Here is a 21829-nt window from a genome sequence, read left to right as displayed (position 1 = left end):
TACTCAATACAAAAATGATAAACATAAAGAAGAGGTGTGCTGTATGAATGTAAATAAAAAAGTATTATTTTTGACGGACATTGAAAACGGCTTGGAGCCTATTTTACAAGAAGTGACTAACACTCCAGCGGAAAATATGCTGACGATACAAAGCTATGGTGCTGCTATCTCGCATCCCTATGGAGAAATCATGAGGTCTGTTATCATTGCAATTTATCAGGAAGATGTTGAGGAGGTTTTTGTTGTAGGAACAAAAGATAAGAGAACTTCCACAGGCCATGTACGAACTCAACTTGAAACAATGAAAGATAAAATACAAACATTGGATTATCTTTTTCAAAATTGCAAGCCTGAATTTTTTGGTGGTACGGTCGATGAATGGCTAGATGGAAATGAAAATAGTAGTGGCTGTATTGAAAAAAGTGTTGAAATCATTCGTCAACATCCACTAGTGCCGTCAGATGTTAAAGTTAGAGGTTTAATCGTTAATCCAAAGGATGGAACATCTTCAATTGTGGATGCTCCTGCTGCTAAAACAGGTCAAGCCTCACCTGATCATTGCTTGTCATGATGAAACGGAAGGAATTAACCTCTAAGCACTGAAAAAAGCAGTTTTAAGGAGAAAGTATGGCCGCGAATTTAACTGATTTTGTAACGAAAACAATAGAGGATATGAGTCCGTTTGATCGTGAAAATATAGAATGTATGAAAAAAGTAATGAGAAAAGCAATTGATTTTTATCATTTGAAATCTTATGAAGAAGTTGAGGAAACCCACTTAGGAAGCGTTCAATTTTTGCATGTACACTCTATTATTGAAGAAAATATGTTATCCAAAATGATTGTCGTCACAAGAAACGGTAAAACTGATTTGGATATTGAAGATGTATATGCAGGACATGTTGTAAGAGAATATTAATCAGACGAAATAACGAATATGCCAATTTTTTTGCTCAGGAGATGTTTTATAAATGAAAAAATCGAAAGGTTCTTTTGAATCAGAGATCAGTAAGTCAATTACGCAATGGGAAAAGGATTATCTTGGGCGTGGGTCTGTATCTGTTAAGACCGATATCTTGCGGGACATGATCATTGTTAATTTAAAAGGAATTTTAACACCAGCTGAATATGCAGTTTGTGGATCAAAAGAGGGTATGTTATCTATCAAACAAACTCGTTCGGAGTTAGTTGAATCAGGTATAGAAGAACTTAAGGATATTATTCTGACGATAACCGGAGAAGAAGTGACAAGTTTTCATACTGATTTAAGCTCTCGGACAGGTGAACGAGTGATGGTGTTTAAGTTATTTAATGATTTAGAGAAGAATCTTTGATGTAAAGAATTAAAATGTTTTATTAAACAATCAAGCCCAAGTGGAGGGCTGAAGCATTCTGATTATTAACAGGTTGTAATATTTTACTTTTTTAAACACGATGGAAGTTATAAGAAATTGAACATAATCAGCTGCCGCTTCTTTTGACTTACAGTTATGCCATCATTAATGATTTTTCATTCATGATCTAAGCGGACGCAAAGAGATATCAATTTATAGCACACTGTCTAGTTATTCCTGAAGACTCAATGGTTTCATTTCGAAAGATCTAACATCCGCTTTTGTTACGAGCGGATGTTTTTTTACATCAATTTAAATAATGAATTTGATGCTAGTGGATTGATCACTTGATCGATATTAAACTCATTTTAACTGGAAGTCATGAAAACATGCTTCGGAAATGAAATAAGTTTTCAAATTTTTAATGTCTAAAAAGAAGTCAGTCGCCAAAAAACGAATTGACATATCGGAATATAACGATATAATAATCGGTATGGAACCAATTGAAGTATTCAAAGCCTTATCAAATGAATCAAGGCTGCAAATTTTACAATGGCTGAAGGAGCCTGATCGTCATTTTGCACCCCATGAAGGGATTGATATGAACACAATCGGGGTATGTGTCAGTCAAATAACAGACAAATTGAAAATGACGCAATCAACGGCTTCTCAATATCTTACCATCCTTTTAAGGGCCGGCTTGATTAAGGCGGAACGAATCGGAAAGTACACGTATTACAAAAGAGATGAAGAAGCCATTGAGAAACTTGCTGACTTTCTTAAAACAGAGATATAAAAATAAACATCAAAGGATGTTTATTTTTACACTATACATATCGACATATTACGATGTGTTTATTTTTTAGTTAATCCATCGACATTTCGTGATATGTTGTTTTATTAATGATTAAGGAGTGAATGTTTTATGTCTAACACTTGGAAAATTTACATTTTAGCCATTGTCAGCTTTTTAGTTGGAACCTCAGAGTATATTATTTCCGGTATTTTGGATCACATTGCTCATACACTAGGGGTAACCTTGGCTGCCGCGGGCCAGCTTATTACGATCTTTTCACTTGTATATGCTCTTTCCACACCCATACTTATGGCATTGACAGCAAGTATGGATAGACGCAGATTGATGATGTATGCCCTCGGTTTGTTTGTGTTTGGCAATGTCCTGGCTTTTGTACTGCCTGGTTATGGATGGTTTATTGCTGCTCGGATCATTATGGCGATGGGAGCAGGTGTGGTTGTTGTCACCGCATTAACGATTGCCGCTAAGATTGCATCGGAAGGGAAGCAAGGCAGTGCCATCGCTACTGTTGTTATGGGATTTACCGCTTCTTTAATCATTGGTGTTCCGCTTGGAAGAATGATAGCAGTAGCATTAGGCTGGAAGTCTGTATTTGGTGCAATTGCTTTGTTGGGATTGATCGCAATGGCCGTTATATTCTTTACTCTTCCGCATACTGAAGGGGATAAGCCTGTACCTTTGCTTCAACAGCTTTCTCTTTTCAAAAAACGGAAAGTGGCGATAGGATTATCAATCACTTTCTTCTGGCTCGGGGGATACTCTGTTGCTTATACCTATCTGTCACCGTATCTCTTGAACATTTCAGGAATAGGCGGCAAGTTGCTTAGCGGTGTTTTGCTTATATTTGGAGTTGCCAGTTTAGTTGGATCGAAGTTTGGGGGATTTAGCACCGACAAATGGGGAGTGTCTTTTACACTTGTTGGCGGAATGACATTGCATATCGTCGCACTGATTCTGCTGTCATTTGTCACTCATTCCTATATCGGAGTGTTGGTGATTCTCATATTATGGTCGTTTGCCGCATGGTCCACCGGTCCGACACAGCAATTTCACTTGGCTACAATAGAACCGGAAATGTCAGGTGTTTTGCTCAGCATGAATCAGTCCATGATGCAACTCGCCATGGCAGTCGGCGCAGGGATAGGAGGGGTTTTTGTAGAAAACATATCATTGGCTTCGATTACCTGGATTGGTGCATCAGGGGTTATAATTGCAATTATGGCATCATTGCTGATTTTTAATTCACAACCGAAACAGGCGCTAAAAGATATCAATCAATAATACATTTTATCGAGCAGGAAGAAGAAAAAAGGTTTTGTGGTAACTTTGTGTTATTTCATGGAACGAACTCTGCGGAATAATGTTTTGTGAGAGTTAAGACTTAATATATATAGGATACTTAGTTATCAATCTACGTGAAGCGGTTATTTTTAGATCATTAGAAACTTTTTAAGATTCTATAAGATGAATTTGATGAATAAGACCTCTTTGGTTAACTGACCAAAGAGGTCTTTTGTGTCAGCGCTTAGCAGGTGTGAGATAACCTTTAAAAGGGCGACAGAGTTTCTTATAGTGGGACTGATACCAACGGATAAACAAGTTAAGACTAGTATACGATGTTAAAACGGTCAACTTGTTGGCTCCTCACAGGATTATTGACAGTGTTTGTAGTATTTAAATGTTGATTGGAAAATAATGAAATTGCTGATGTATCTTTTTGGAATATGCTGAGTGTCTGTTATCAAACGGGAGAGGGGCTCTATTATGAAATCAAATGGTGATGAATTGTCGCTGTCTGTTCAGAATTTAGCGAAAACAAATGAGATCACAATTGTTCAAGCGATAGGGGAGCTAAAGAAATCAGGAAAAGATGCGATACCTGTTTTGTTGAGGCCTTAAAAGAGGAAGGATCTTCACGTAATATTGCTGCGGCTGTTTTAGGTGAGTTTGGGGAAGACGCGAGTGAAGCAGCGGAGGAGCTATCATGTTTATTAAAAAGTCATGCCGAAGATACAAGAATGGCCGCTGCCATTTCACTCATGAGAATCGGGAAGCCCAGTCTGCCCTTTGTCATCAAAATTGCTCAAGAAAGTGAAGGACAATCGTGCTTTTGGGCATCTTGGTGTATTGCATGGATCGATCCGTCTCGCATTGAATCGAAGATGTATGAATGTCTAAAACGCGAGCATGAACACCCTTCAGGAATGGTTGCTCCGTTTGCGGCTGAAGAAGCATTAGGAAAGCTGATTGCTTTTCAGATGAAAGACAAGGAGGATTGAAAGTAGGGTAGTAGATATGGAAGTTGTGTATCGCTAAGCAGAGGACACCTTCATGGGATTATCGGTAATAATAAGAACGAACGAGAATTTTTATTGGCGGTTAGCGGCAGCCTTCTCTAGGAGAAAGATATTGAGGAGGCTACCGCTTTTTTCTTATCTGTCTAATTGCCATAAATAAGTTTAATCTTTCACGGACTGGACGATACATTCCTTAATCAGCTTCCACCTATCAAGAACATTCATAGTGAATTCTGACGCAATCGCTACGATCAGGTTTTTCTCTGGAATACAGCAAATCACATTCCCGCCATCACCCAGTGCTGAGTATGAAAAAATGCCGTCCTCATCACGAAGCCACCATAGATAACCATAGTTATTGGCGTTCATCTTTGTTGATTCGTCAATCCATGACTCCGGAATGATCTGTTGGTTGTTCCAAGTACCATGATTCAAATAAAGATAACCAAACCTAGACATATCCCGCGGAGTCAGCGTAAGCCCCCATCCTCCGGTTGAGTTGCCGCCCGGATCATTTACCCATCCCTTCACTTCTTTTCCGAAAAGGTCGTCAAAGCCAAATGATTTCATTTCATAATTCGGGATTTCTTTCATGCCACTTGGTTTAAACAAGTGTTCGTTGGCAAATTCGCGGGCGCTTTTGCCTGTGCTGCGGGTGATGATGGCTGATAGCAGGTGCGCGCCTGCGGTGGAGTATTTAAATGTGCCGATAGTGCCTCCTTGCCCCAGCATATTCAGTGTATAGGTGATCCAATCAGGATGCATGCACATCTTGTCGAGTGGTTCGTGCCAGTCTTCAAATGGATAGGGAGCTGTCATCGTGAGAAGGTGGCGTATGGTGATGTTTTGTTTTTGTTTATTAGAAGGATCCGGGACGTATTCCGGGAAAAAATCGAGAATGTTTTGGTCGACACTTTTGATGTATCCTCCATGTATCGCAATTCCCATGAGGGCCGATATGATACATTTGGTTACTGATGCTACATGATGCGTATCATTCGGTCCATAGTCATGATAATAGCGTTCATAAGCGATGTATCCATTTTTCACAACTACAACACCGTTAATATTGGTGTACTCGGACTTTATTTTTGGGTCAAGCTCAGACAGTTTTTTAGCGTCCATCCCCAAGGCTGCCGGGTAAGCAGCTGGCCAGTCGCTTCTTTTCATGACAGTTACCTCTCTTTTTTCTTGATTGGAAAATACACTTCAGTCACAATATCTTCTCGCACAGCAGCTTGCTGGTGATCGGTTATATACACTTCATACGGTGATTGGGCCAATTCATAGCCTTCATCTTCGACCCATTCTCTCAACTTAGCGTATACCGAGGTCAATTCTGCATAAGGGCCTTTAAAAACAGACTTTGCGCAAAGCCCCCCCGGCAAATCCCTTGTACCTTTTACAGTCTCATTTATAGGAATCGCAAACTCTGTATCATTGCCGGCAGGGTTGTACTCAGGGCTGTGATAAATGGTCATAGGCGTACCGAGCAAGGTAAGTTTATCAACGGCAATTCTTTCATATAGCCTGCTAAAATACTTCTCATATCCTAAGGCGTAGTCATTACTGCTCATCATTTTGCGTAAATACAGGATGTTCATTGGCTGAGTTTCTGCAAGCACTACTTCTATATCGTCAAGCCATGACATCATTGGTTTGTCTTTCTCTGCACGCAGAATATCGAGGTTCAATTGTGTAAGGGTATATTCATAGGCATTGATCTTTTCCTGTACTTCTTTTCTTTTTCGCTGAAGGACAGAACCAAGCTTTTCTTTAGCCTGATCCTCTCCCAAATCGAGAATGGTGTTGATTTCTTCTAAAGAAAAATGATACGACTTTAAACGGTTAATCAAGAGCATTTCTTTCAGCTGCCTGATAGAATAATATCGATATCCATTTTCAGGGTTAATGTCTTCGGGGTGGATTAACCCGATTTCATCATAGTACCGCAGTGTTTTTGTTGATACTTTGCATATCTTTGAAAATTCACCGATCGATAGCAAGCGATCACCTCCATGCTCCCAATGTACACCTTTCCGTAAGGGCAAAGTCAAATGTCTGAATAAAATCGTCCCAAAATTAATCAGAAATTTATTTTCATATCGTATCCTTTCCGTATCACGTGAAAGGAGCATCATATGAAAACGTTATGGAAAGTACTAAAAATCTTTTTTGGCGGCTTGGCTGCTTTGGTTTTGCTTGTTTCCCTCTCCGTTTTTATTTACCACCATTATCAATTAAATAGGGAAGCAGCACTGTTAAAAGGCAAAGGTACAGTAGTCGATGTTGACGGTAAAAAGATGAACGTGTATCAAGAGGGAAGCGGGAAGGATACATTTGTGTTTATGTCCGGTTCGGGGATTGCTGCGCCTGCTTATGAGATGAAAGGTTTGTACAGCAAGTTTTCAAAAGAAAACAAGATTGCTGTCGTTGATCGGGCTGGTTATGGATACAGTGATGTGTCTAATGATGACAGAGATATTGATACGGTTCTGGAACAGACGAGGAAAGCGCTTATGAAAAGCGGAAATAAGCCTCCATATATTCTAATGCCTCATTCCATATCCGGGATTGAAGCGATGTATTGGGCACAGAAATATCCCGAGGAGATCAAGGCGATTATTGCGATGGATATTGGATTGCCTCAGCAGTATGTTACGTACAAATTGAGCGGGATTGACAGACTGAAGGTGAGAGGCTTCCATCTGTTAACGTCGATTGGTTTTCACCGGTTTATGCCTTCCGCTGTATATAATCCTGAGGTGATTCGGCAGTCGTTTTTAACCGATGAAGAAAAAGAAATCTATAAGGCGATTAATTATAAGCGATTTTTTAATGCCGATATGGAGCATGAGCTTTTAGAGTCTTACCAAAACGGCAGCAAATCTGTGAATCTGCCAGTACCTAAAGAAACTCCCATCTTCATCTTAGATGCGGTTTCTGACCAAAATAGAAATTCAAAGTATGCCATACAAAACCGAAAAGATTATGAAGCGTTTGCGGCTCAATTCAATACCGCCGATATAAAGGAACTGAGGGGAACACACAGTATTTATTTATATCAGCCAGATCAAATATATAAACTCTCCATGGAGTTTATGAGAAAGGTTCGCTAGGATGAAGGGTTATCATATTTTAATCGTTGAAGACGATGTGATGATTGGTGATTTGCTGCAAAAAATTTTGCAGCGTGAGGGATATCATGTGATGTGGAAAACAGATGGAGCGGATGTGCTTTCGGTCATTCAGAAGGTGGATTTGGTCATTATGGATGTGATGCTGCCGGGTGAAGATGGATATCAAATGTCTGCCAAAATCAAAAAGCTGGGGCTGCGCATTCCGGTCATTTTTCTCTCGGCCCGCAATGATATGGACAGCAAGCTTCAAGGTTTGCAGGTCGGTGAGGATTATATGGTGAAGCCTTTTGATCCGAGGGAGCTGCTGTTAAGAATGCAGAATATGCTTGAGCATCATTATGGCACTTTTACGCAAATCAAACATTTATATATTGATACAGAAACGAAAAAAGTGTTCAATAAAACCTTGCATGATGAGGTGCTGTTTACGGCAATTGAGCGGAAAATTTTCTTTTATTTATATGAAAATAGGGACAGCACCCTGACAAAGGAACATTTCTTTGAATATCTATGGCAGCTCGAAGACAGAAATCCGAATATCGTCAATGTGCACATTAAAAAAATCAGAGCTAAAATCAATGATCAAACGGGTGAGATTATTGAAAATATATATGGAGAAGGGTATCGGCTGAATACCGTTGTGAAGAAATGAAGCTCAAGACAAAATATCAGTTGTTACTATGTACCGCCGTCATTAGTGTTCCGGTGCTATTGCTGGCGGTTAGCATTTTGATGTCGGTCATTTATGACAGCATGTTTAAACCGATGAATCATGGTATGCCTTTTCACAGGTCTTTTGCGTATCCGACAATGCTCATTGTATTTTTGTTATCACTCTTATTGTTAGCTTTTTTATTTTCAAAATCGATTCATTCTCTGCTGCATAAAATCAATCTATTGAATCAAACCATTCGGCACCTGGCGAGTGATCAAAAGGTGCCTGATAAAATAGAAGTGAAACGCGCTGATGAAATCGGGGAACTGATTAAGTCGGTTAATTTGTTAATTGAACGGACGACATACCGTGAACTGGAACTGAGGCAGCAGGAAGAAGGGAAAAAGGAGCTTTTGCAAAAACTGCGTCATGACATGAATACACCTTTAACCGCTCTCAGGCTGCAGTTATTTTATTTGGAGGGCCAATGTGATAATCAGGCCGTATTTGAATCATTGTATCAGCAAATCCACTATATCGCGGAATTAACCAATGAATTCAATTTATATTCCGCTGAGACGTTAGAAAGTTCTTATATCGTAAATGAAGAAGTCCGCATAAACGAGCTGTTAGAAACAGCGGTGAAAAAATGGGATTATTTATATAGTGTGAGTGGGATTGGGCTGCACTATAAGCCGGCAGATCAAGATGTGCTATGGATGAGCAACGGGTTATGGTTGCAAAGGCTGTTTGATAATATTTTTCAAAACACGTTAAAGCATTCAAAAGCTGAAAAGGTGGAAGTCACGATTGAACATGGGACTGTTTCTATTTGTGATGACGGCATTGGATTTGATCGTAATCAGAACAGTGAGGGGCTTGGGCTAAAGATTATTGATGATGTATGCAGGCTGCTGTCGATTACTTATGAGCTGCAGACAAATGAGAATGGAACGGGGTTCTTGTTTTCGAAAGAGTGACCCCGCTGATGTTTTCTTTCTCCTATAAACTCTATATAATAGGCAGAAAGAAATGAGGTGATCAGCACATGTTTAAAAAAATCATTAAAACAATCAAGCACCTCTCAAGCAGCTCTAGCGGCCGATATCGCAGACATCGGCATTACAGCAGCAGCCGGCGCAGGCACTACAGCAGCAGCTCAGGTAAAAGAAGACACTACGACCGCTATGGCGGCAGTCATCGTTACAAACGCCGGAGCTACAGCAGCAGTTAATCCAAAAAAGTTCTTGTTCCGCTTTTGGGACAAGGGTTTTTTTGTGTGGCCGATTGAATGGCACGGTTTAGGTCTTCACGGATGGAAGCGGTGTGCTGATACTCTTCATCAATGCCCAATAATTTTTTCAGCAGCAAGGTTACTTCTTTTGTCAGCGTTAATTCCTCCAGCCAAGTACCGTTTTTCTTCTTTTTTCCTTTATATTGAGAGTACAGCAGGAATAATAGTGTTTCTCCGAGATCAAAAAAGTCATCCTGTTTCCTCACTTTTACTTCCTCCGTTTCTTCAGTAGTCAATTGCTTTGCAAGGCCGAAATCGATGAGGCAGAGCCTGCCATTATTGATGATGATATTAGGCGTTCTGATATCGCTGTGAAAAATCAGGTGATCATGCAGGTATTCTACAATCTCAAGCAGCTGCGAAATCAGCAGTAACGCCATAAGCTCTGTAAATGGCTGTTTTCGAAAAAATAATAATTCTTCTATATTATCTCCTTCAATGAACTGCATGGCGTAATAAGCCTGTCCGTCTATGATGAAATCTTCTATGAAGGCTGGGATTTGCGGGTGGTGAATGCTTTTGAGCAGCTTCATTTCCTGCTGGAAGCGGACTCTTTCTTTTTCCTTTTTCGCTTTTGTCGGCCGCAGCTGTTTTAAGACATAAGGTGTTTGCGTATGGAGATCCGTGCACAAATAAACCAAGCCATAGCCGCCCATGCCGAGGCATTCTTCAATTTTGTATCGGTTGTTCAGGATAACGCCGTCCTTTAGAGGGCGGTCAAATAACAGTTTTTTCAGCTGTTTTAATGCCATGTCTGCACTTCCCTTGGTTGTACTGATTTTAGTTTATCAAAACAATGGCATTCTGGGCTAAATAATGGGGAGCTTAGCATAAAAAAGAGCCGGCCCATGGAACTTGAACCAGCTCTGTATGAATTAAAACTGTTTTGTGACATCGTATTCATAATCTATTTTTGCTTTGACATTACTCATCGTCGATCTAGCAGTCGCTAATGTATTGTATTTAAAACTCCATACTTTTGCGACACTGAGTTGATCTGACAAAGAGATATCATAAGACCCTGATGTTGAGCTATTCACAAGGGCACGGCGCCATTCGTTGTTTTCGCTCGTCATGATCATATGGCGTGTATTTCCCTGGCTTGGTGTTTGAGTGGCGGTTGTTTGTACTCTAGTTACAATGGCATCGCGCGGTATTCCGGATTGGTTTGTTAAATCAACCTTGATCACGCTGGAGTCAGAACCTGAGGGGCTAAGGGCTGTATTTCCTTTATTATCGGCAACACTGCTGAATGAGAACGTTCCGCTGCCGGATTTGATCCGATTTTCAATTGAAAGTGTAAAATACATGTTCCCGGTATAAGTGCCGCGTGACACTTTGACATAGAAGGTATCCGTGGTGTTTTGGGCGTCAGCATTGGCATAAATAAAAGAAGAGAAAGTATTGGGGTTAATGACTTCTGTGCCTTGCGAAACAGGAACTCTGTTCTTATCGTAAATTTCGATTTTCATCCCTGTGTACGCGTTCTGGTATGTACTTCTTACGTATACTTTTTCTCCCTTATAAGCTGTAAAGGTAAAATAGGCTTCATCTTTTCCGGCTTCCAGTATCGTTGTATCGATATTCTTATATTTCCAATAACCGATTGGCGTTGCGGTATCAAATGAATTGTTTCCTGTAATAGCAGTGACTCCGGCGGCTGATGCCGAATGCGTAAAGGTGAAGAAGACAGACAGCATAATAGCGAATGGAATGAGCCATTTTTTCGTCATGTAAACAACCTCCTTTTATTTCCATCATACATAATAACGCTTTGGGTGTAAATAAATGTTTTTTGAGGTTAATATATACATTGGTATTGCCGATAAAAAAGAGTAAGAGAGAATTGTTCAGGGGGGAATCCAATGCGTCTGAATCGGCAATTTATCCGCACACAGCTGATGGTACAGAACATATTGAAACAGGATCCGGCTGCCAAGCGCGAGAATACGTCTGAAAATACAGCGGCGGTGCTGGAAAAGGCATACAGCAGGCTTGAGTCACGATCTGCCAATAAGGGAATCAATCAGTTCAATTATTCTAAAACCAGCGTGGCTGGAAACAGCGGAACGTTCAGCAAAGTGTATCAATCAGCAAATGATCGAACAGTGAGGGACACAGGGGAAGAAACAGTGATTCAATCCAATAACCCCTATGAATCTGAGAGTGATATCAGAATCAAAATACTGGATGAAAAATACAGCAGGATAAATGCGATTAACAAAACAAAGTCTGATCCATTAGGCTATATTAAGGATAAATATCAAAATTCAAAGTCGCCTTATTTCAGAAGTGATCTGTCAGCTGCGGAAAGACAGGCTGCTTACGATAATGAAACAGAGTGGCTATTCAAAGGGAAGGCGCAAAACTATAACCTGCAGGCTGCTGCGTTTCGCAATGTCACGTTTCATGGGGAAGTGGAAGCTGAGAATGAAAAGGTGTATCAGCGGAGCCAGGTCAACCAGCAGCTGCAAGTGCTGTTGAATCGAAACGATATTCACATTCCGGAGGGGACAGAGCTGACGTTTACGATTACGCCGATTGACTATAAGGTACAGGTGAGCGGGACGAAAGATGAGGCACTCATAAAGCAAATTGAGCAAGCGCTGCAAGCTGGAGACAACAGCAAAGAGCTATTTTTACATATCATGAAAAGCCAAAGTATTGACTCGACACAATATTCCGAAGAGGCATATCAAAAGTATCAAGCTGCTCGTGAGATGTACGACGTCACAGGCTATCAGTTGAAGGATCTAGAAGTGATCGACGGGCGGTACGTAACACCTGATGGACGTGACTTATTAGACGTATATAAAGAAGAGCTCGAAAAAGATCCTGTGCAAAAACAAACGGCTTCCTATGCTATATCTCACTATCGTTCGGAGCTCAGTAAAATGGCGGAAGCCGGGTATGATGCCATTCCGGATTTCATCCTATCAATTGATTACAGCAATGGATCTCTTAGAGATGTGGGGCAAAGCAAGAGCTACGGCACCGGAGATACCGAGTGGCTTGAAACATTAAAGCGTCAAACTGGCGCGACTTATTAGAAAGCTGTTCATTGTGAACAGCTTATTTTTTATGAGAATTTTAGGGATAATAACATTCAAACAATTTAATTATATTTATATAAAAGATTTTAAATGAAGTGTAGATGAAAAACTCTGACTAAAGGTGTTTACCTGAAAAAAACAATTGTATTTTCCAGAGAAATTTATTATGATGAAATAAGTAATTTTGGAGATTATATAACAATATTAAGTTTGAATTTTCAGATTGTTATAATTGATTGTTGAGAAAGATGTCGAGTATTTTGTTAAGAGGAGGAAGAGGAGTGGCAAATCAAGAATTAAAGAGGGGCTTGGGCGCGCGTCATATTCAGATGATCGCCTTGGGAGGTACGATTGGTGTTGGCTTGTTTATGGGTTCTGCCAGCACGATTTCATGGACTGGTCCGTCTGTCCTTTTGGCTTATGCAATATGCGGAATTTTTATCTTTTTTATCATGCGTGCGATGGGTGAAATGCTGTATGTCGAGCCGAGCACGGGTTCTTTTGCGACATTCGGCCATAACTATATTCATCCGCTGGCAGGTTATATGACAGCCTGGAGCAACTGGTTCCAGTGGGTTATCGTCGGCATGTCAGAAATTATCGCTGTCGGTTCGTATATGAAATATTGGTTCCCGGATTTGCCTGCTTGGATACCTGGTATCGTGGCAATGGTGATTCTCGGGGCGGCGAACTTAATTTCTGTTAAGTCGTTTGGTGAGTTTGAGTTTTGGTTTGCGATGATTAAAATCGTGACGATTATCTTGATGATTATTGCCGGAATCGGGATCATTTTCTTCGGATTTGGCAACGGCGGAGATGCGATCGGATTGTCGAACCTGTGGTCTCACGGAGGATTCTTTACTAACGGCTTCTCTGGCTTCTTCTTTGCGCTGTCTCTCGTTATTGCGGCCTATCAAGGGGTTGAGCTGATCGGGATTACAGCCGGTGAAGCGAAAGACCCGAAAAACACGCTAAGAAGTGCGATTCAAAGTATTATCTGGCGTATTTTGATTTTCTATATTGGTGCTATCTTTGTGATCGTGACAGTGTATCCTTGGGATGAGCTCAATTCACTTGGAAGTCCGTTTGTGTCTACGTTCGCGAAAATCGGAGTTACGGCAGCGGCCGGCATTATTAACTTTGTCGTGATTACAGCGGCAATGTCCGGCTGTAACAGCGGTATTTTCAGTGCAGGACGCATGCTCTATACACTTGGGGTAAATGGACAAGCACCGAAATTCTTTACGAAGATTTCACGCAATGGAGTGCCGCTCTACGGCACAATTGCTGTAATGATCGGTTTGGCTGTCGGTGTTGTGCTGAACTATATCGCGCCGCCGAAGGTTTTTGTGTATGTGTACAGCGCAAGCGTGCTCCCTGGTATGATTCCTTGGTTTGTCATCTTGATCAGCCACATTGGATTCAGAAAAGCGAAGGGCGCTTCATTAGATAAACATCCATTTAAAATGCCGTTTGCACCTTTCACAAACTATGTGACGATTGCTTTCTTGCTGATGGTTCTGGTCGGCATGTGGTTTAACGATGATACTCGTATTTCTCTGATTGTAGGCGTGATTTTCTTAGCGCTTGTGGTTATTAGTTATTATGGGTTTGGGATTGGCAAACGTACGCAGGCGAATGTGACAAAAAGCGATCAAGCGGTTGAATAATATGGAAAAGAGACATTGACGGATGTCTCTTTTTTTCATTTTTGGCGTATGGATTTTTCCTATTTTAGCAAGCTATAGGATAAAGATAGCGGAAGGAAAGGTGTTCATAAAATGGATGTTACACTCGGTTATTTGCGTGAATCACTTTCGAACCATCTTGAAAATGAAGTCTGCCAGCGGATTTGCAAGAAGATGCTGGCGAAGCGGTATGCGAATGAAGAGGAATTTGTAAAAGACTTAGATGACAATGAAATGTCTTTTTTGAATCATGTGTTAGAAAAAGAAATTAAGTATGCCCAGAATGAACAGGATCAAAAACGGGCCAAGGAATTAAACGAGGTGTATGAATTACTGCTTTGAAAGGCGGGGTAAGAAATGGGAGCAATTGAACGAAGCGGATATACATTTCAGCCGGAGTTTAGCGTCGTCCGTCAAAATGGGGCCATCCATGTGTATCATCACGGCGAATTTGTGGAAGAAATTGAATTTGAATTTAACGGGGAATTTCCCGATCATGATTTGATTGAAGAGCTTGTGAATCATTATTGTTTTGGGCATGAGATTTAGAGCCTTGCCTATTTGCTAGGGCTCTTTCATTTATGATGTGATCAGGCCATGCTTCACTGTGATGTTTTTAGCTTTTGTGCCGGAATCAAACATTGGTGCAAAAATACATGAGCCATGCTCTATGTTGATGAATCCGATAAACCAGCCTAACCCCATATCTGTCAGGCGGGTGCAGGTTTTCCCATAGAACGTGTAATGATCGCCTTCTTCTTGAATCATCATGAGCATAACTGTTTTCATCACTGATTGATCAAATGGAAGCGCCACTTTTTAAAAGCTTCTCCAAAAAGGCTTCTTGTGCCAGCGGAGAAATTGTCAAAGAGCTTTGCAGCCAAAATTGCGTTGTCGTAAGACAATGTATGAAGCCATGTTTTCATTCTTTCCTCGCCGATGTCTCTCGCTAATCCTGATAATACCAGACTGCGGATTCGCGCTTGGCCGAGCCAAGCGTATGGTCTCGGTTCCATGATTCAAATTCACGATTGACCCCGTCCCGCCGTTTGACATCGTATTCATCCCGAACAGTTTTTACCTGCAACTTGATTAAGGGTTTACGACTTTAAAGGTGGACTGCGGAGTTTTTGTCTTTTGTTTGACCGTTCTCTGTTGCAGCCAAATGTCTGATCCTTTTGCATATCGTGCAGGATGAAGGTTCCATCCGTATTATTAAATTCGTCATCGACATTCAGAGAAAGCTGTGTGGATGGAAAAGCTGCCGATCCCTGCAATGCGCAGAGCAAGTACAACTTTTTGCTTTTCTTCTTTAAAAATAATGAAAAAATGCTTAGAAGCAAATACTGTCATTGGGTTTATCATCGTGAGATAACGTGAAAAAAGAGGGTAAAAAGGAAGGTAGGGTTGCGGGATGAATGAGCAGATTCCACATGACAAAAGCCTCGATAACAGTCTGGCTTTGGTGCGGGAAGGATATTTGTTTGTAAAGAATAGAAAAGAGCATTACCAATCGGATTTGTTTCAGGCGCGTTTGCTTGGAAAAACATTTATTTGTATGAGCGGCGCGGAGGCCGCGAAGGTATTTTACGATACGGAGCGATTTCAGCGGCAGGGTGCTCTCCCGAAACGAGTGCAGAAATCCCTGTTTGGCGTTAATGCAATTCAGACAATGGATGGTGAAGCTCATCTTCATCGGAAGCTGCTTTTTCTGTCATTAATGACACCGCCGCATCAAAAGCGTTTGGCTGAGCTGATGACAGAGGAATGGGAAGCGGCAGTCACGAGATGGGAGAAGGCAGATCAGGTTGTGTTATTTGAAGAAGCAAAAGAAATCTTATGCCGGGTAGCGTGCTATTGGGCAGGTGTTCCGCTGAAAGAAACAGAAGTTAAAGAGAGAGCTGATGATTTCATTGATATGGTCGACGCGTTCGGTGCGGTGGGGCCGCGTCATTGGAAGGGACGAAGAGCAAGGCCGCGTGCTGAAGAGTGGATTGAAAGAATGATTGAAGATGTTCGTGCCGGCTTGCTGAAAACATCTGCCGGAACAGCGCTGCATGAAATGGCGTTTCACACACAAGAAGATGGAAGCCAGCTGGATTCCCGGATGGCAGCCATTGAGCTGATGAATGTACTGCGGCCTATCATCGCTATTTCTTATTTTCTTGTGTTTTCAGCTTTGGCGCTTCACGAGCATTCTGCGTATAAGAAATGGCTGGGTTCTGGAAGCAGCCGGGAAAGAGAAATGTTTGTGCAGGAGGTCCGCAGATATTATCCGTTCGCACCGTTTTTAGGAGCGCTTGTTAAAAAGGATTTTGTATGGAATAACTGTGAGTTTAAGAAGGGTACATCTGTATTGCTTGATGTATATGGAACGAATCACGATCCCCGCTTATGGGATCATCCTGATGAATTTCGGCCTGAACGATTTGAGGATCGGGAGGAAAATCCGTTTGATTTGATTCCTCAAGGCGGAGGTGACGCGGAGAAAGGGCATCGTTGTCCGGGGGAAGGGATAACAATTGAAGTCATGAAAGCAAGCTTGGATTTTCTCGTGAATAAGGTACAATACGACGTTCCGGAACAGTCGCTGCATTACAGTCTTGCCAGGATGCCGTCATTGCCTGAAAGTGGATTTGTGATGAGCGGGGTCAGACGAAAAGGGTAAATTTAAAAGCTCTCTTCCTTTATCGAAGAGAGCTTTTAGATTACTTCTTTTTTTCATCGTAATATTGGACGGGATACATGGAGCCTTCGGATACCATTTTGTTATCCTCGATATCTTGCGGGTGCGGGTGGCCGGCTTTATCGACTGGGAACTTCTCCATTTCAGGCTGTTTTGTCATTTTCATTTTCATGCTGTGAATGAATTCTCTTGCTTTTTGGCGATTTGACGGGTCCTTTAATAGATAAGAAGTGATGCCGACAGTTGAAACAGCGAGACCTGAAAGTAACAGCTTTTGTTTCATGGTGATACTCCTTTCTATAATTGAAGAGTAGTGTTTCCTGTATCATTCCCGTTCTCATTATTGTTAAACCTTGCCGGTTGTCTTACTCAGGAGAACTGTAAAGCGAATGTTGTTTCTGTATACGGAAAGCTGGAAAGGGAAAGAATAATTGCCATGATAAAACCTTGTGATGATGTAAGAATTTTGTAGTCGATTGGTCATGTTCATCGGCGAAATATTACACGAATGTAAACGTTAAATAGGACCATAAGGCTGATTGTTAAGTTATTGTAAATTCAGCGGTTGTTTTATTTACAACCAATTGAACTTGAAACATAATCGAAGTGAGTTTGCTGAATAATGTCTAAACAGAGGTGAACATGTTGGCGATTGATTTACAAACATTACTGTTCGAATTTCTCGGAGGTCTCGGTATTTTCTTGATTGGGATTAAGTTCATGGGAGAGGGACTTCAGAAATCGGCTGGAGATAGATTAAGAAATATTTTAGACCGTTTTACAAGCAATCCGCTGATGGGCGTATTGGCGGGGATCATTGTGACGGTTTTGATTCAGAGCAGTTCCGGAACCACGGTTATTACCGTAGGGCTCGTCAGTGCGGGCTTTATGACGCTTCGCCAGGCCATTGGGGTCATTATGGGGGCCAATATTGGAACGACGGTTACCGCGTTTATTATCGGAATCGACATAGGGGCCTATGCCTTGCCGATTATTGCTCTCGGCGGATTTTTACTGTTTTTCTTTAAACATAAAAATATACAAAATGCTGGCCAGATTGTGTTTGGATTCGGGGCTCTGTTTTATGGATTGGAGTTAATGAGCGGCGGCATGAAACCGCTCCGTTCACTTGAGGCCTTTCATGATTTAACGGTTAGTATGAGCACCAATCCGGTTTTAGGTGTTGTCATTGGGACTTTGTTTACGGTACTCGTGCAAAGCTCCAGCGCCACGATCGGTATCCTGCAAGGTTTATTTTCAGATGGTCTGATTGATATTAACGGCGCACTTCCGGTGTTATTCGGGGACAATATCGGAACGACGATCACAGCGATTCTCGCGTCTCTAGGTGCATCTGTTGCCGCGAGACGTGCTGCGGCTACTCATGTGCTGTTTAACCTTATCGGGACAGCGATTTTCCTGATTTTGCTCAAGCCGTTTACCTCTTTGATTCTATGGTTGCAGGCTTCAATGGGGCTTGATCCCAAAATGACGATTGCCTTTGCGCACGGAATCTTTAATACGTCCAATACACTCATACAGCTTCCTTTTGTCGGGATATTGGCTTTGATCGTAACAAAACTGATTCCAGGCAAGGACTCAATGGTGGAATACAAGTCGCATCTTGATCCGATTTTTATTGAGCAATCTCCATCTATTGCTCTCGGGCAAGCAAAAGAAGAAGTTCTGCAAATGGGGAACTTTGCGGTGCAGGGGCTGGAGGTTACAAAACAGTTCTTGGTCACAAAACAGCCGAAATACGCGGCAAATGCTTACCAGTTAGAGGATGCGGTTAACAATCTTGATCGGAAAATTACTGATTATTTGATTGAGCTTTCTTCAAGCTCTCTCTCAGAGCACGAGTCTGAGGAGCATCATATGCTGATGGATACAGTCAGAGACATTGAAAGAATCGGAGATCACTTCGAAAATGTGATTGAACTGATTGAATATCAGCAGGCGCATCGTGTGGTTCTTACTGAATCTGCCATGGCGGATTTAACGAAAATGATGGATTTGACGATTTCTACTGTGAAGGCGTCCATGGATGCTCTGCACCAGAATGATGTGAAGATCGCTGATCAAGTCATTGAAAAAGAAGATGAAATTGACAAAATGGAACGGAAGCTTCGCAAAAAGCATATTATCCGTCTGAATGAAGGGCTGTGCACTGGACAAGCGGGCATTGTCTTTGTCGATATGATCAGCAACCTGGAGCGTATCGGCGATCATGCGGTCAATGTTGCAGAAGCTGTTATTGGTGAAAATCAATGAGAAAAAGCTTAGAATCCTAGGATTCTAAGCTTTTTTTGTAGTCTTTTTTCACATGCTGAAAGACATCAGGATAATTTGTGAACACTCCTGTCACTCCCCAGTCAAGCAGGCGGCGCATATCTGCTTCCGTATTGACTGTGTAAGGATGAAGCAGGAGGCCGTGGCTGCGGATCATGCGGACGTTTTCTTGATTCAAGGCTTTATAATCCGGACCTGCACCGACAGCGTATGTTTTGATTTCTTCTAGGTCAGCATCTGTCATTGACGCCATTTGTTTGGCTTCCAGCAATTGAACAGTTGGCAGGTTTGGCTGTAATTGCTTGACTTTTACCAGGCTTTCTTTGCTGAACGATTGAATGATCACTTGGCCGGGCTTAGAACGTTTGCCCAGTAATTTATGCTTCTGCAAAGAAGCGATCAGTTTTTCTTCCATACCTGGGTAGGTGTCAGGCGATTTTGTTTCGATGTAGTAGTTTGCGTGTTTTCCGAAACGGTCTAATACTTCGTCTAATGTAGGAACTTTAAGGCCGGCGTACTGCGGCTTTGCTTTTTTCGGATAGGCTTCATTAAACCAAGAACCGGCGTCAAGTTTCTTAATGTCTGCGAGTGTATGGTCTTTCACCCAGCCTGTTCCGTTTGTGGTGCGGTCCAGTTTTTCATCGTGCATGACAATCAATTTGCCGTCTTTTGTCATTTGCAGATCCAGTTCAATATAATCTGCTTTCAATTTCTGAGCGGTTTCGTAAGACAGGATCGTGTGTTCAGGCACATATCCGGAAGCCCCTCTGTGCGCGACCGTCAGGATACGGTCAGGTGACAGCAGGTTTCCTTTTGACGCTGCCGACACTGGTGTTACCATAAATGAGAGTAAGCCCAGCGACAGAAGAACCAAGGCTAGTATTCTATTTTTCCGCATAATTTCTCCTCCTTATAGATAAGCCATACCTCTGCCTTTCATATTAAAAAACAGATGTAAACAGCGTGTTGGAAAACGATTAATCTTTTGTTTTTCTTTCTTAAACGTGCTCCGCCCGTTTTCCTGTATTCCACGTCAAAGCTAAGAAGACGATGGCAAGAATGCAGGAAGAGACCAGCATGATAAAGCCGCCGTTCCAATCATATCGATCAACGACAAAGCCCATAATGGCGTTGGCGAAAGCGGATCCGCCGATGTATCCGAAAAATCCGGTCAGACCAGCCGCCGTTCCGGCTGCTTTTTTCGGCGCAAGATCAATCGCTTGCAGGCCGATCAGCATAACAGGTCCGTAGATTAAGAAGCCAATGCTGATCAGGGCGATGTTGTCTACAAGCGGATGACCGGCGGGATTCAGCCAGTACACCAATACGGCAATGAAAACGCCCGCCATAAACAAAACGCCTGCCGGTGCCCGTCGGCTTCTGAAAAATCGGTCGCTAATCCAGCCGCACAGGATCGTTCCCGGTATGCCGGCGTATTCGTAAAGAAAATACGACCAGCGCGAGTCCTCAGGAGAAAAGCCTTTGGCTTCTGTTAGGTAAGTAGGTGCCCAGTCAACAACGCCGTACCGCACAAAATAGACAAATACATTCGCAAACGCGATGTACCAAAGAAATTTGTTGTTCAGCACGTATTGAAAAAGGATTTCTTTTGTTGTTAATTCTTTTTCCTGATTTTTAAAAGCGTGTTTGGGATAGTCATTACGATACTCTTCAATTGGCGGGAGTCCGCAAGATTGAGGCGTATCGCGAACCAATAAAACAATCAAAAATGAAATGATAATGGCGATGATGGCTGGGAAGAAAAACACGCTTTTCCAAGTCGCGAACATCGCAATGCCAAGAGTGACAAGCGGAGCAAGAATACCGCCGCCTATGTTATGGGCGACATTCCAGATCGACATTTTTGTCCCGCGTTCACTAATGGAAAACCAGTGGGCCATTGTCCTGCCGCATGGCGGCCAGCCCATTCCCTGAAACCATCCGTTGATAAACATAAAAATGAACATGATGGTGACGCTCGAAGTCACCCAAGGCATTGAAACGAAAAGAATGTTAACGATTGCTGATAAAAATAGGCCTGTCGCGAGAAAATATCTCGGATTGCAGCGGTCAGACACCATGCCCATGATGAATTTACTGAAGCCGTACGCAATGGACACAGCGGCCAGCACCAAGCCCAGTTCCGTTTTTGAAAATCCCTGTTCCTGCAGATAAGGAATGGCAAAGGCAAAGTTTTTCCGCAGCAGGTAGTAGCCTGCGTAGCCGATAAAAATACCAATGAATACTTGGAGCCTAAGCCTTTTATAAGCCGCATCCGTCTTTGAATCATCCAGTCTCTCAATGTGAGGAGCCGGTTTAAACATGTGAAACATCAAAATCATCCCCTTTGCTGTTTGTGCTGGATGTGTGGCGTGCCTCCTTTCCGAAAAACAAAAAGAGCCAGAAAACACCCCTTGTTTAAAAGGGGGTGGATTCCTGGCTCTCCTCATCTCCATCCAAGCTATTAACTTATCATGATAGCGCTTTCTTAAATTATCATAGTCCGGAATGAATGTAAACGGGTAATTTTCAAATGTAGATATAGGAAGTGTAAATTATCCTTTTACTAATTGC

The 21829-nt window shown here is 42.0% G+C and carries 22 protein-coding genes and 2 pseudogenes; 16 read left to right on the top strand and 8 right to left on the bottom strand.

Annotation, left to right across the window (positions count from 1 at the left end):
• Positions 1-43: 43 nt before the first annotated feature.
• The 6 genes and pseudogenes from ACMX2I_RS20910 to ACMX2I_RS20885 all read left to right on the top strand — a co-directional run bounded on the left by ACMX2I_RS20910 (position 44) and on the right by ACMX2I_RS20885 (position 4429).
• Positions 44-571 (top strand): carbonic anhydrase, encoded by a 528-nt coding sequence (locus ACMX2I_RS20910; RefSeq protein ID WP_414958234.1) that lies wholly within the window; start codon positions 44-46, stop codon positions 569-571.
• 56 nt (positions 572-627) lie between these two features.
• Entirely contained in the window at positions 628-918 is a 291-nt protein-coding gene (locus ACMX2I_RS20905; protein ID WP_414958233.1) for a DUF6407 family protein, read from the top strand.
• Between the two features lie 52 nt (positions 919-970).
• Entirely contained in the window at positions 971-1333 is a 363-nt protein-coding gene (locus tag ACMX2I_RS20900) for a DUF2294 domain-containing protein (protein ID WP_202329087.1), read from the top strand.
• A gap of 493 nt (positions 1334-1826) precedes the next feature.
• The gene (locus ACMX2I_RS20895; protein WP_015715145.1) at positions 1827-2129 is read left to right on the top strand and encodes an ArsR/SmtB family transcription factor; all 303 of its coding nucleotides are present in this window, start codon (positions 1827-1829) and stop codon (positions 2127-2129) included.
• Between the two features lie 129 nt (positions 2130-2258).
• A complete protein-coding gene (locus tag ACMX2I_RS20890) occupies positions 2259-3431 on the top strand; it encodes an MFS transporter (protein ID WP_414958232.1) in 1173 nt (390 codons plus the stop codon).
• A 483-nt stretch (positions 3432-3914) separates the two neighbouring features.
• Positions 3915-4429: pseudogene (locus ACMX2I_RS20885) on the top strand (HEAT repeat domain-containing protein).
• 180 nt (positions 4430-4609) lie between these two features.
• Here ACMX2I_RS20885 and ACMX2I_RS20880 read toward each other — a convergent pair.
• Both ACMX2I_RS20880 and ACMX2I_RS20875 read right to left on the bottom strand, forming a co-directional pair.
• Positions 4610-5617 carry a serine hydrolase domain-containing protein gene (locus ACMX2I_RS20880; RefSeq protein ID WP_414958231.1) on the bottom strand — a complete coding sequence of 336 codons (1008 nt, stop codon included), beginning with the start codon at positions 5615-5617 and terminating at the stop codon, positions 4610-4612.
• Positions 5618-5622: 5 nt separating this feature from the next.
• A complete protein-coding gene (locus ACMX2I_RS20875) occupies positions 5623-6453 on the bottom strand; it encodes a MerR family transcriptional regulator (protein WP_414958230.1) in 831 nt (276 codons plus the stop codon).
• A gap of 135 nt (positions 6454-6588) precedes the next feature.
• Here ACMX2I_RS20875 and ACMX2I_RS20870 point away from each other — a divergent pair, with 135 nt between their 5' ends.
• The 4 genes from ACMX2I_RS20870 (at position 6589) to ACMX2I_RS20855 (ending at position 9476) form a co-directional block, all read left to right on the top strand.
• The gene (locus ACMX2I_RS20870) at positions 6589-7566 is read left to right on the top strand and encodes an alpha/beta fold hydrolase (protein ID WP_414958229.1); all 978 of its coding nucleotides are present in this window, start codon (positions 6589-6591) and stop codon (positions 7564-7566) included.
• A gap of 1 nt (position 7567) precedes the next feature.
• The gene (ybdJ, locus tag ACMX2I_RS20865) at positions 7568-8239 is read left to right on the top strand and encodes a two-component system response regulator YbdJ (protein ID WP_414958228.1); all 672 of its coding nucleotides are present in this window, start codon (positions 7568-7570) and stop codon (positions 8237-8239) included.
• Positions 8236-9222 carry a sensor histidine kinase gene (locus ACMX2I_RS20860; protein WP_414958227.1) on the top strand — a complete coding sequence of 329 codons (987 nt, stop codon included), beginning with the start codon at positions 8236-8238 and terminating at the stop codon, positions 9220-9222. The genes ybdJ and ACMX2I_RS20860 overlap by 4 nt, the downstream gene beginning before the upstream one ends.
• A gap of 68 nt (positions 9223-9290) precedes the next feature.
• Positions 9291-9476 (top strand): hypothetical protein, encoded by a 186-nt coding sequence (locus tag ACMX2I_RS20855; protein ID WP_176365283.1) that lies wholly within the window; start codon positions 9291-9293, stop codon positions 9474-9476.
• Here the strand turns inward: ACMX2I_RS20855 and ACMX2I_RS20850 are convergent.
• Both ACMX2I_RS20850 and ACMX2I_RS20845 read right to left on the bottom strand, forming a co-directional pair.
• Positions 9473-10288: a serine/threonine protein kinase gene (locus tag ACMX2I_RS20850; protein ID WP_414958226.1), complete on the bottom strand. Its 816-nt coding sequence runs from the start codon at positions 10286-10288 to the stop codon at positions 9473-9475. The genes ACMX2I_RS20855 and ACMX2I_RS20850 overlap by 4 nt on opposite strands.
• A 123-nt stretch (positions 10289-10411) precedes the next feature.
• Complete coding sequence (locus ACMX2I_RS20845; protein WP_414958225.1) at positions 10412-11269, bottom strand: hypothetical protein; 858 nt, start codon at positions 11267-11269, stop codon at positions 10412-10414.
• A gap of 132 nt (positions 11270-11401) precedes the next feature.
• Between ACMX2I_RS20845 and ACMX2I_RS20840 the strand changes: the two genes are divergently transcribed.
• The 4 genes from ACMX2I_RS20840 (at position 11402) to ACMX2I_RS20825 (ending at position 14826) form a co-directional block, all read left to right on the top strand.
• Positions 11402-12586, top strand: coding sequence for a DUF4885 domain-containing protein (locus ACMX2I_RS20840; protein WP_414958224.1), 1185 nt, complete (start codon positions 11402-11404; stop codon positions 12584-12586).
• Positions 12587-12870: 284 nt separating this feature from the next.
• Positions 12871-14259, top strand: a complete 1389-nt coding sequence (locus tag ACMX2I_RS20835) for an amino acid permease (RefSeq protein ID WP_414958223.1) — start codon at positions 12871-12873, stop codon at positions 14257-14259.
• Between the two features lie 111 nt (positions 14260-14370).
• Positions 14371-14619, top strand: a complete 249-nt coding sequence (gene csgA, locus ACMX2I_RS20830; protein WP_003234887.1) for a sigma-G-dependent sporulation-specific acid-soluble spore protein CsgA — start codon at positions 14371-14373, stop codon at positions 14617-14619.
• 15 nt (positions 14620-14634) lie between these two features.
• Complete coding sequence (locus ACMX2I_RS20825; RefSeq protein WP_414958222.1) at positions 14635-14826, top strand: DUF5370 family protein; 192 nt, start codon at positions 14635-14637, stop codon at positions 14824-14826.
• Positions 14827-14856: 30 nt separating this feature from the next.
• Here the strand turns inward: ACMX2I_RS20825 and ACMX2I_RS20820 are convergent.
• Positions 14857-15630: pseudogene (locus ACMX2I_RS20820) on the bottom strand (penicillin-binding transpeptidase domain-containing protein).
• Positions 15631-15691: 61 nt separating this feature from the next.
• Between ACMX2I_RS20820 and ACMX2I_RS20815 the strand changes: the two are divergent.
• Positions 15692-16945: a cytochrome P450 gene (locus ACMX2I_RS20815; protein WP_414958221.1), complete on the top strand. Its 1254-nt coding sequence runs from the start codon at positions 15692-15694 to the stop codon at positions 16943-16945.
• 40 nt (positions 16946-16985) lie between these two features.
• On the opposite strand, the gene ACMX2I_RS20810 is transcribed toward ACMX2I_RS20815, so the two are convergent.
• Complete coding sequence (locus ACMX2I_RS20810) at positions 16986-17246, bottom strand: hypothetical protein (protein WP_039075993.1); 261 nt, start codon at positions 17244-17246, stop codon at positions 16986-16988.
• A 362-nt stretch (positions 17247-17608) separates the two neighbouring features.
• On the opposite strand from ACMX2I_RS20810, the gene ACMX2I_RS20805 reads away from it, so the two are divergent.
• Entirely contained in the window at positions 17609-19237 is a 1629-nt protein-coding gene (locus ACMX2I_RS20805) for a Na/Pi cotransporter family protein (protein WP_176365284.1), read from the top strand.
• A gap of 16 nt (positions 19238-19253) precedes the next feature.
• On the opposite strand, the gene ACMX2I_RS20800 is transcribed toward ACMX2I_RS20805, so the two are convergent.
• Entirely contained in the window at positions 19254-20153 is a 900-nt protein-coding gene (locus tag ACMX2I_RS20800; RefSeq protein ID WP_414958220.1) for a glycerophosphodiester phosphodiesterase, read from the bottom strand.
• A gap of 100 nt (positions 20154-20253) precedes the next feature.
• Entirely contained in the window at positions 20254-21588 is a 1335-nt protein-coding gene (gene glpT / locus ACMX2I_RS20795) for a glycerol-3-phosphate transporter (RefSeq protein WP_087991785.1), read from the bottom strand.
• Positions 21589-21829 lie beyond the last annotated feature (241 nt).

Origin of the sequence: Bacillus sp. SW14, assembly GCF_047608225.1 — a bacterium.
GTDB classification, from domain to species: Bacteria; Bacillota; Bacilli; order Bacillales; family Bacillaceae; genus Bacillus; species Bacillus subtilis_G.
Note: the sequence above shows the minus strand (reverse complement) of the source record. Positions and strands in the feature narration are given on the sequence as shown.

What these genes read in the sequence shown, in the direction of transcription:
- ACMX2I_RS20910 (WP_414958234.1), top strand. Translation starts at nt 44, where the DNA reads ATGAATGTAAATAAAAAAGTATTATTTTTGACGGACATTGAAAACGGC.
- ACMX2I_RS20905 (WP_414958233.1), top strand. Translation starts at nt 628, where the DNA reads ATGGCCGCGAATTTAACTGATTTTGTAACGAAAACAATAGAGGATATG.
- ACMX2I_RS20900 (WP_202329087.1), top strand. Translation starts at nt 971, where the DNA reads ATGAAAAAATCGAAAGGTTCTTTTGAATCAGAGATCAGTAAGTCAATT.
- ACMX2I_RS20895 (WP_015715145.1), top strand. Translation starts at nt 1,827, where the DNA reads ATGGAACCAATTGAAGTATTCAAAGCCTTATCAAATGAATCAAGGCTG.
- ACMX2I_RS20890 (WP_414958232.1), top strand. Translation starts at nt 2,259, where the DNA reads ATGTCTAACACTTGGAAAATTTACATTTTAGCCATTGTCAGCTTTTTA.
- ACMX2I_RS20880 (WP_414958231.1), bottom strand. Translation starts at nt 5,617, where the DNA reads ATGAAAAGAAGCGACTGGCCAGCTGCTTACCCGGCAGCCTTGGGGATG.
- ACMX2I_RS20870 (WP_414958229.1), top strand. Translation starts at nt 6,589, where the DNA reads ATGAAAACGTTATGGAAAGTACTAAAAATCTTTTTTGGCGGCTTGGCT.
- ybdJ (WP_414958228.1), top strand. Translation starts at nt 7,568, where the DNA reads ATGAAGGGTTATCATATTTTAATCGTTGAAGACGATGTGATGATTGGT.
- ACMX2I_RS20860 (WP_414958227.1), top strand. Translation starts at nt 8,236, where the DNA reads ATGAAGCTCAAGACAAAATATCAGTTGTTACTATGTACCGCCGTCATT.
- ACMX2I_RS20855 (WP_176365283.1), top strand. Translation starts at nt 9,291, where the DNA reads ATGTTTAAAAAAATCATTAAAACAATCAAGCACCTCTCAAGCAGCTCT.
- ACMX2I_RS20850 (WP_414958226.1), bottom strand. Translation starts at nt 10,288, where the DNA reads ATGGCATTAAAACAGCTGAAAAAACTGTTATTTGACCGCCCTCTAAAG.
- ACMX2I_RS20845 (WP_414958225.1), bottom strand. Translation starts at nt 11,269, where the DNA reads ATGACGAAAAAATGGCTCATTCCATTCGCTATTATGCTGTCTGTCTTC.
- ACMX2I_RS20840 (WP_414958224.1), top strand. Translation starts at nt 11,402, where the DNA reads ATGCGTCTGAATCGGCAATTTATCCGCACACAGCTGATGGTACAGAAC.
- csgA (WP_003234887.1), top strand. Translation starts at nt 14,371, where the DNA reads ATGGATGTTACACTCGGTTATTTGCGTGAATCACTTTCGAACCATCTT.
- ACMX2I_RS20825 (WP_414958222.1), top strand. Translation starts at nt 14,635, where the DNA reads ATGGGAGCAATTGAACGAAGCGGATATACATTTCAGCCGGAGTTTAGC.
- ACMX2I_RS20815 (WP_414958221.1), top strand. Translation starts at nt 15,692, where the DNA reads ATGAATGAGCAGATTCCACATGACAAAAGCCTCGATAACAGTCTGGCT.
- ACMX2I_RS20810 (WP_039075993.1), bottom strand. Translation starts at nt 17,246, where the DNA reads ATGAAACAAAAGCTGTTACTTTCAGGTCTCGCTGTTTCAACTGTCGGC.
- ACMX2I_RS20800 (WP_414958220.1), bottom strand. Translation starts at nt 20,153, where the DNA reads ATGCGGAAAAATAGAATACTAGCCTTGGTTCTTCTGTCGCTGGGCTTA.
- glpT (WP_087991785.1), bottom strand. Translation starts at nt 21,588, where the DNA reads ATGTTTCACATGTTTAAACCGGCTCCTCACATTGAGAGACTGGATGAT.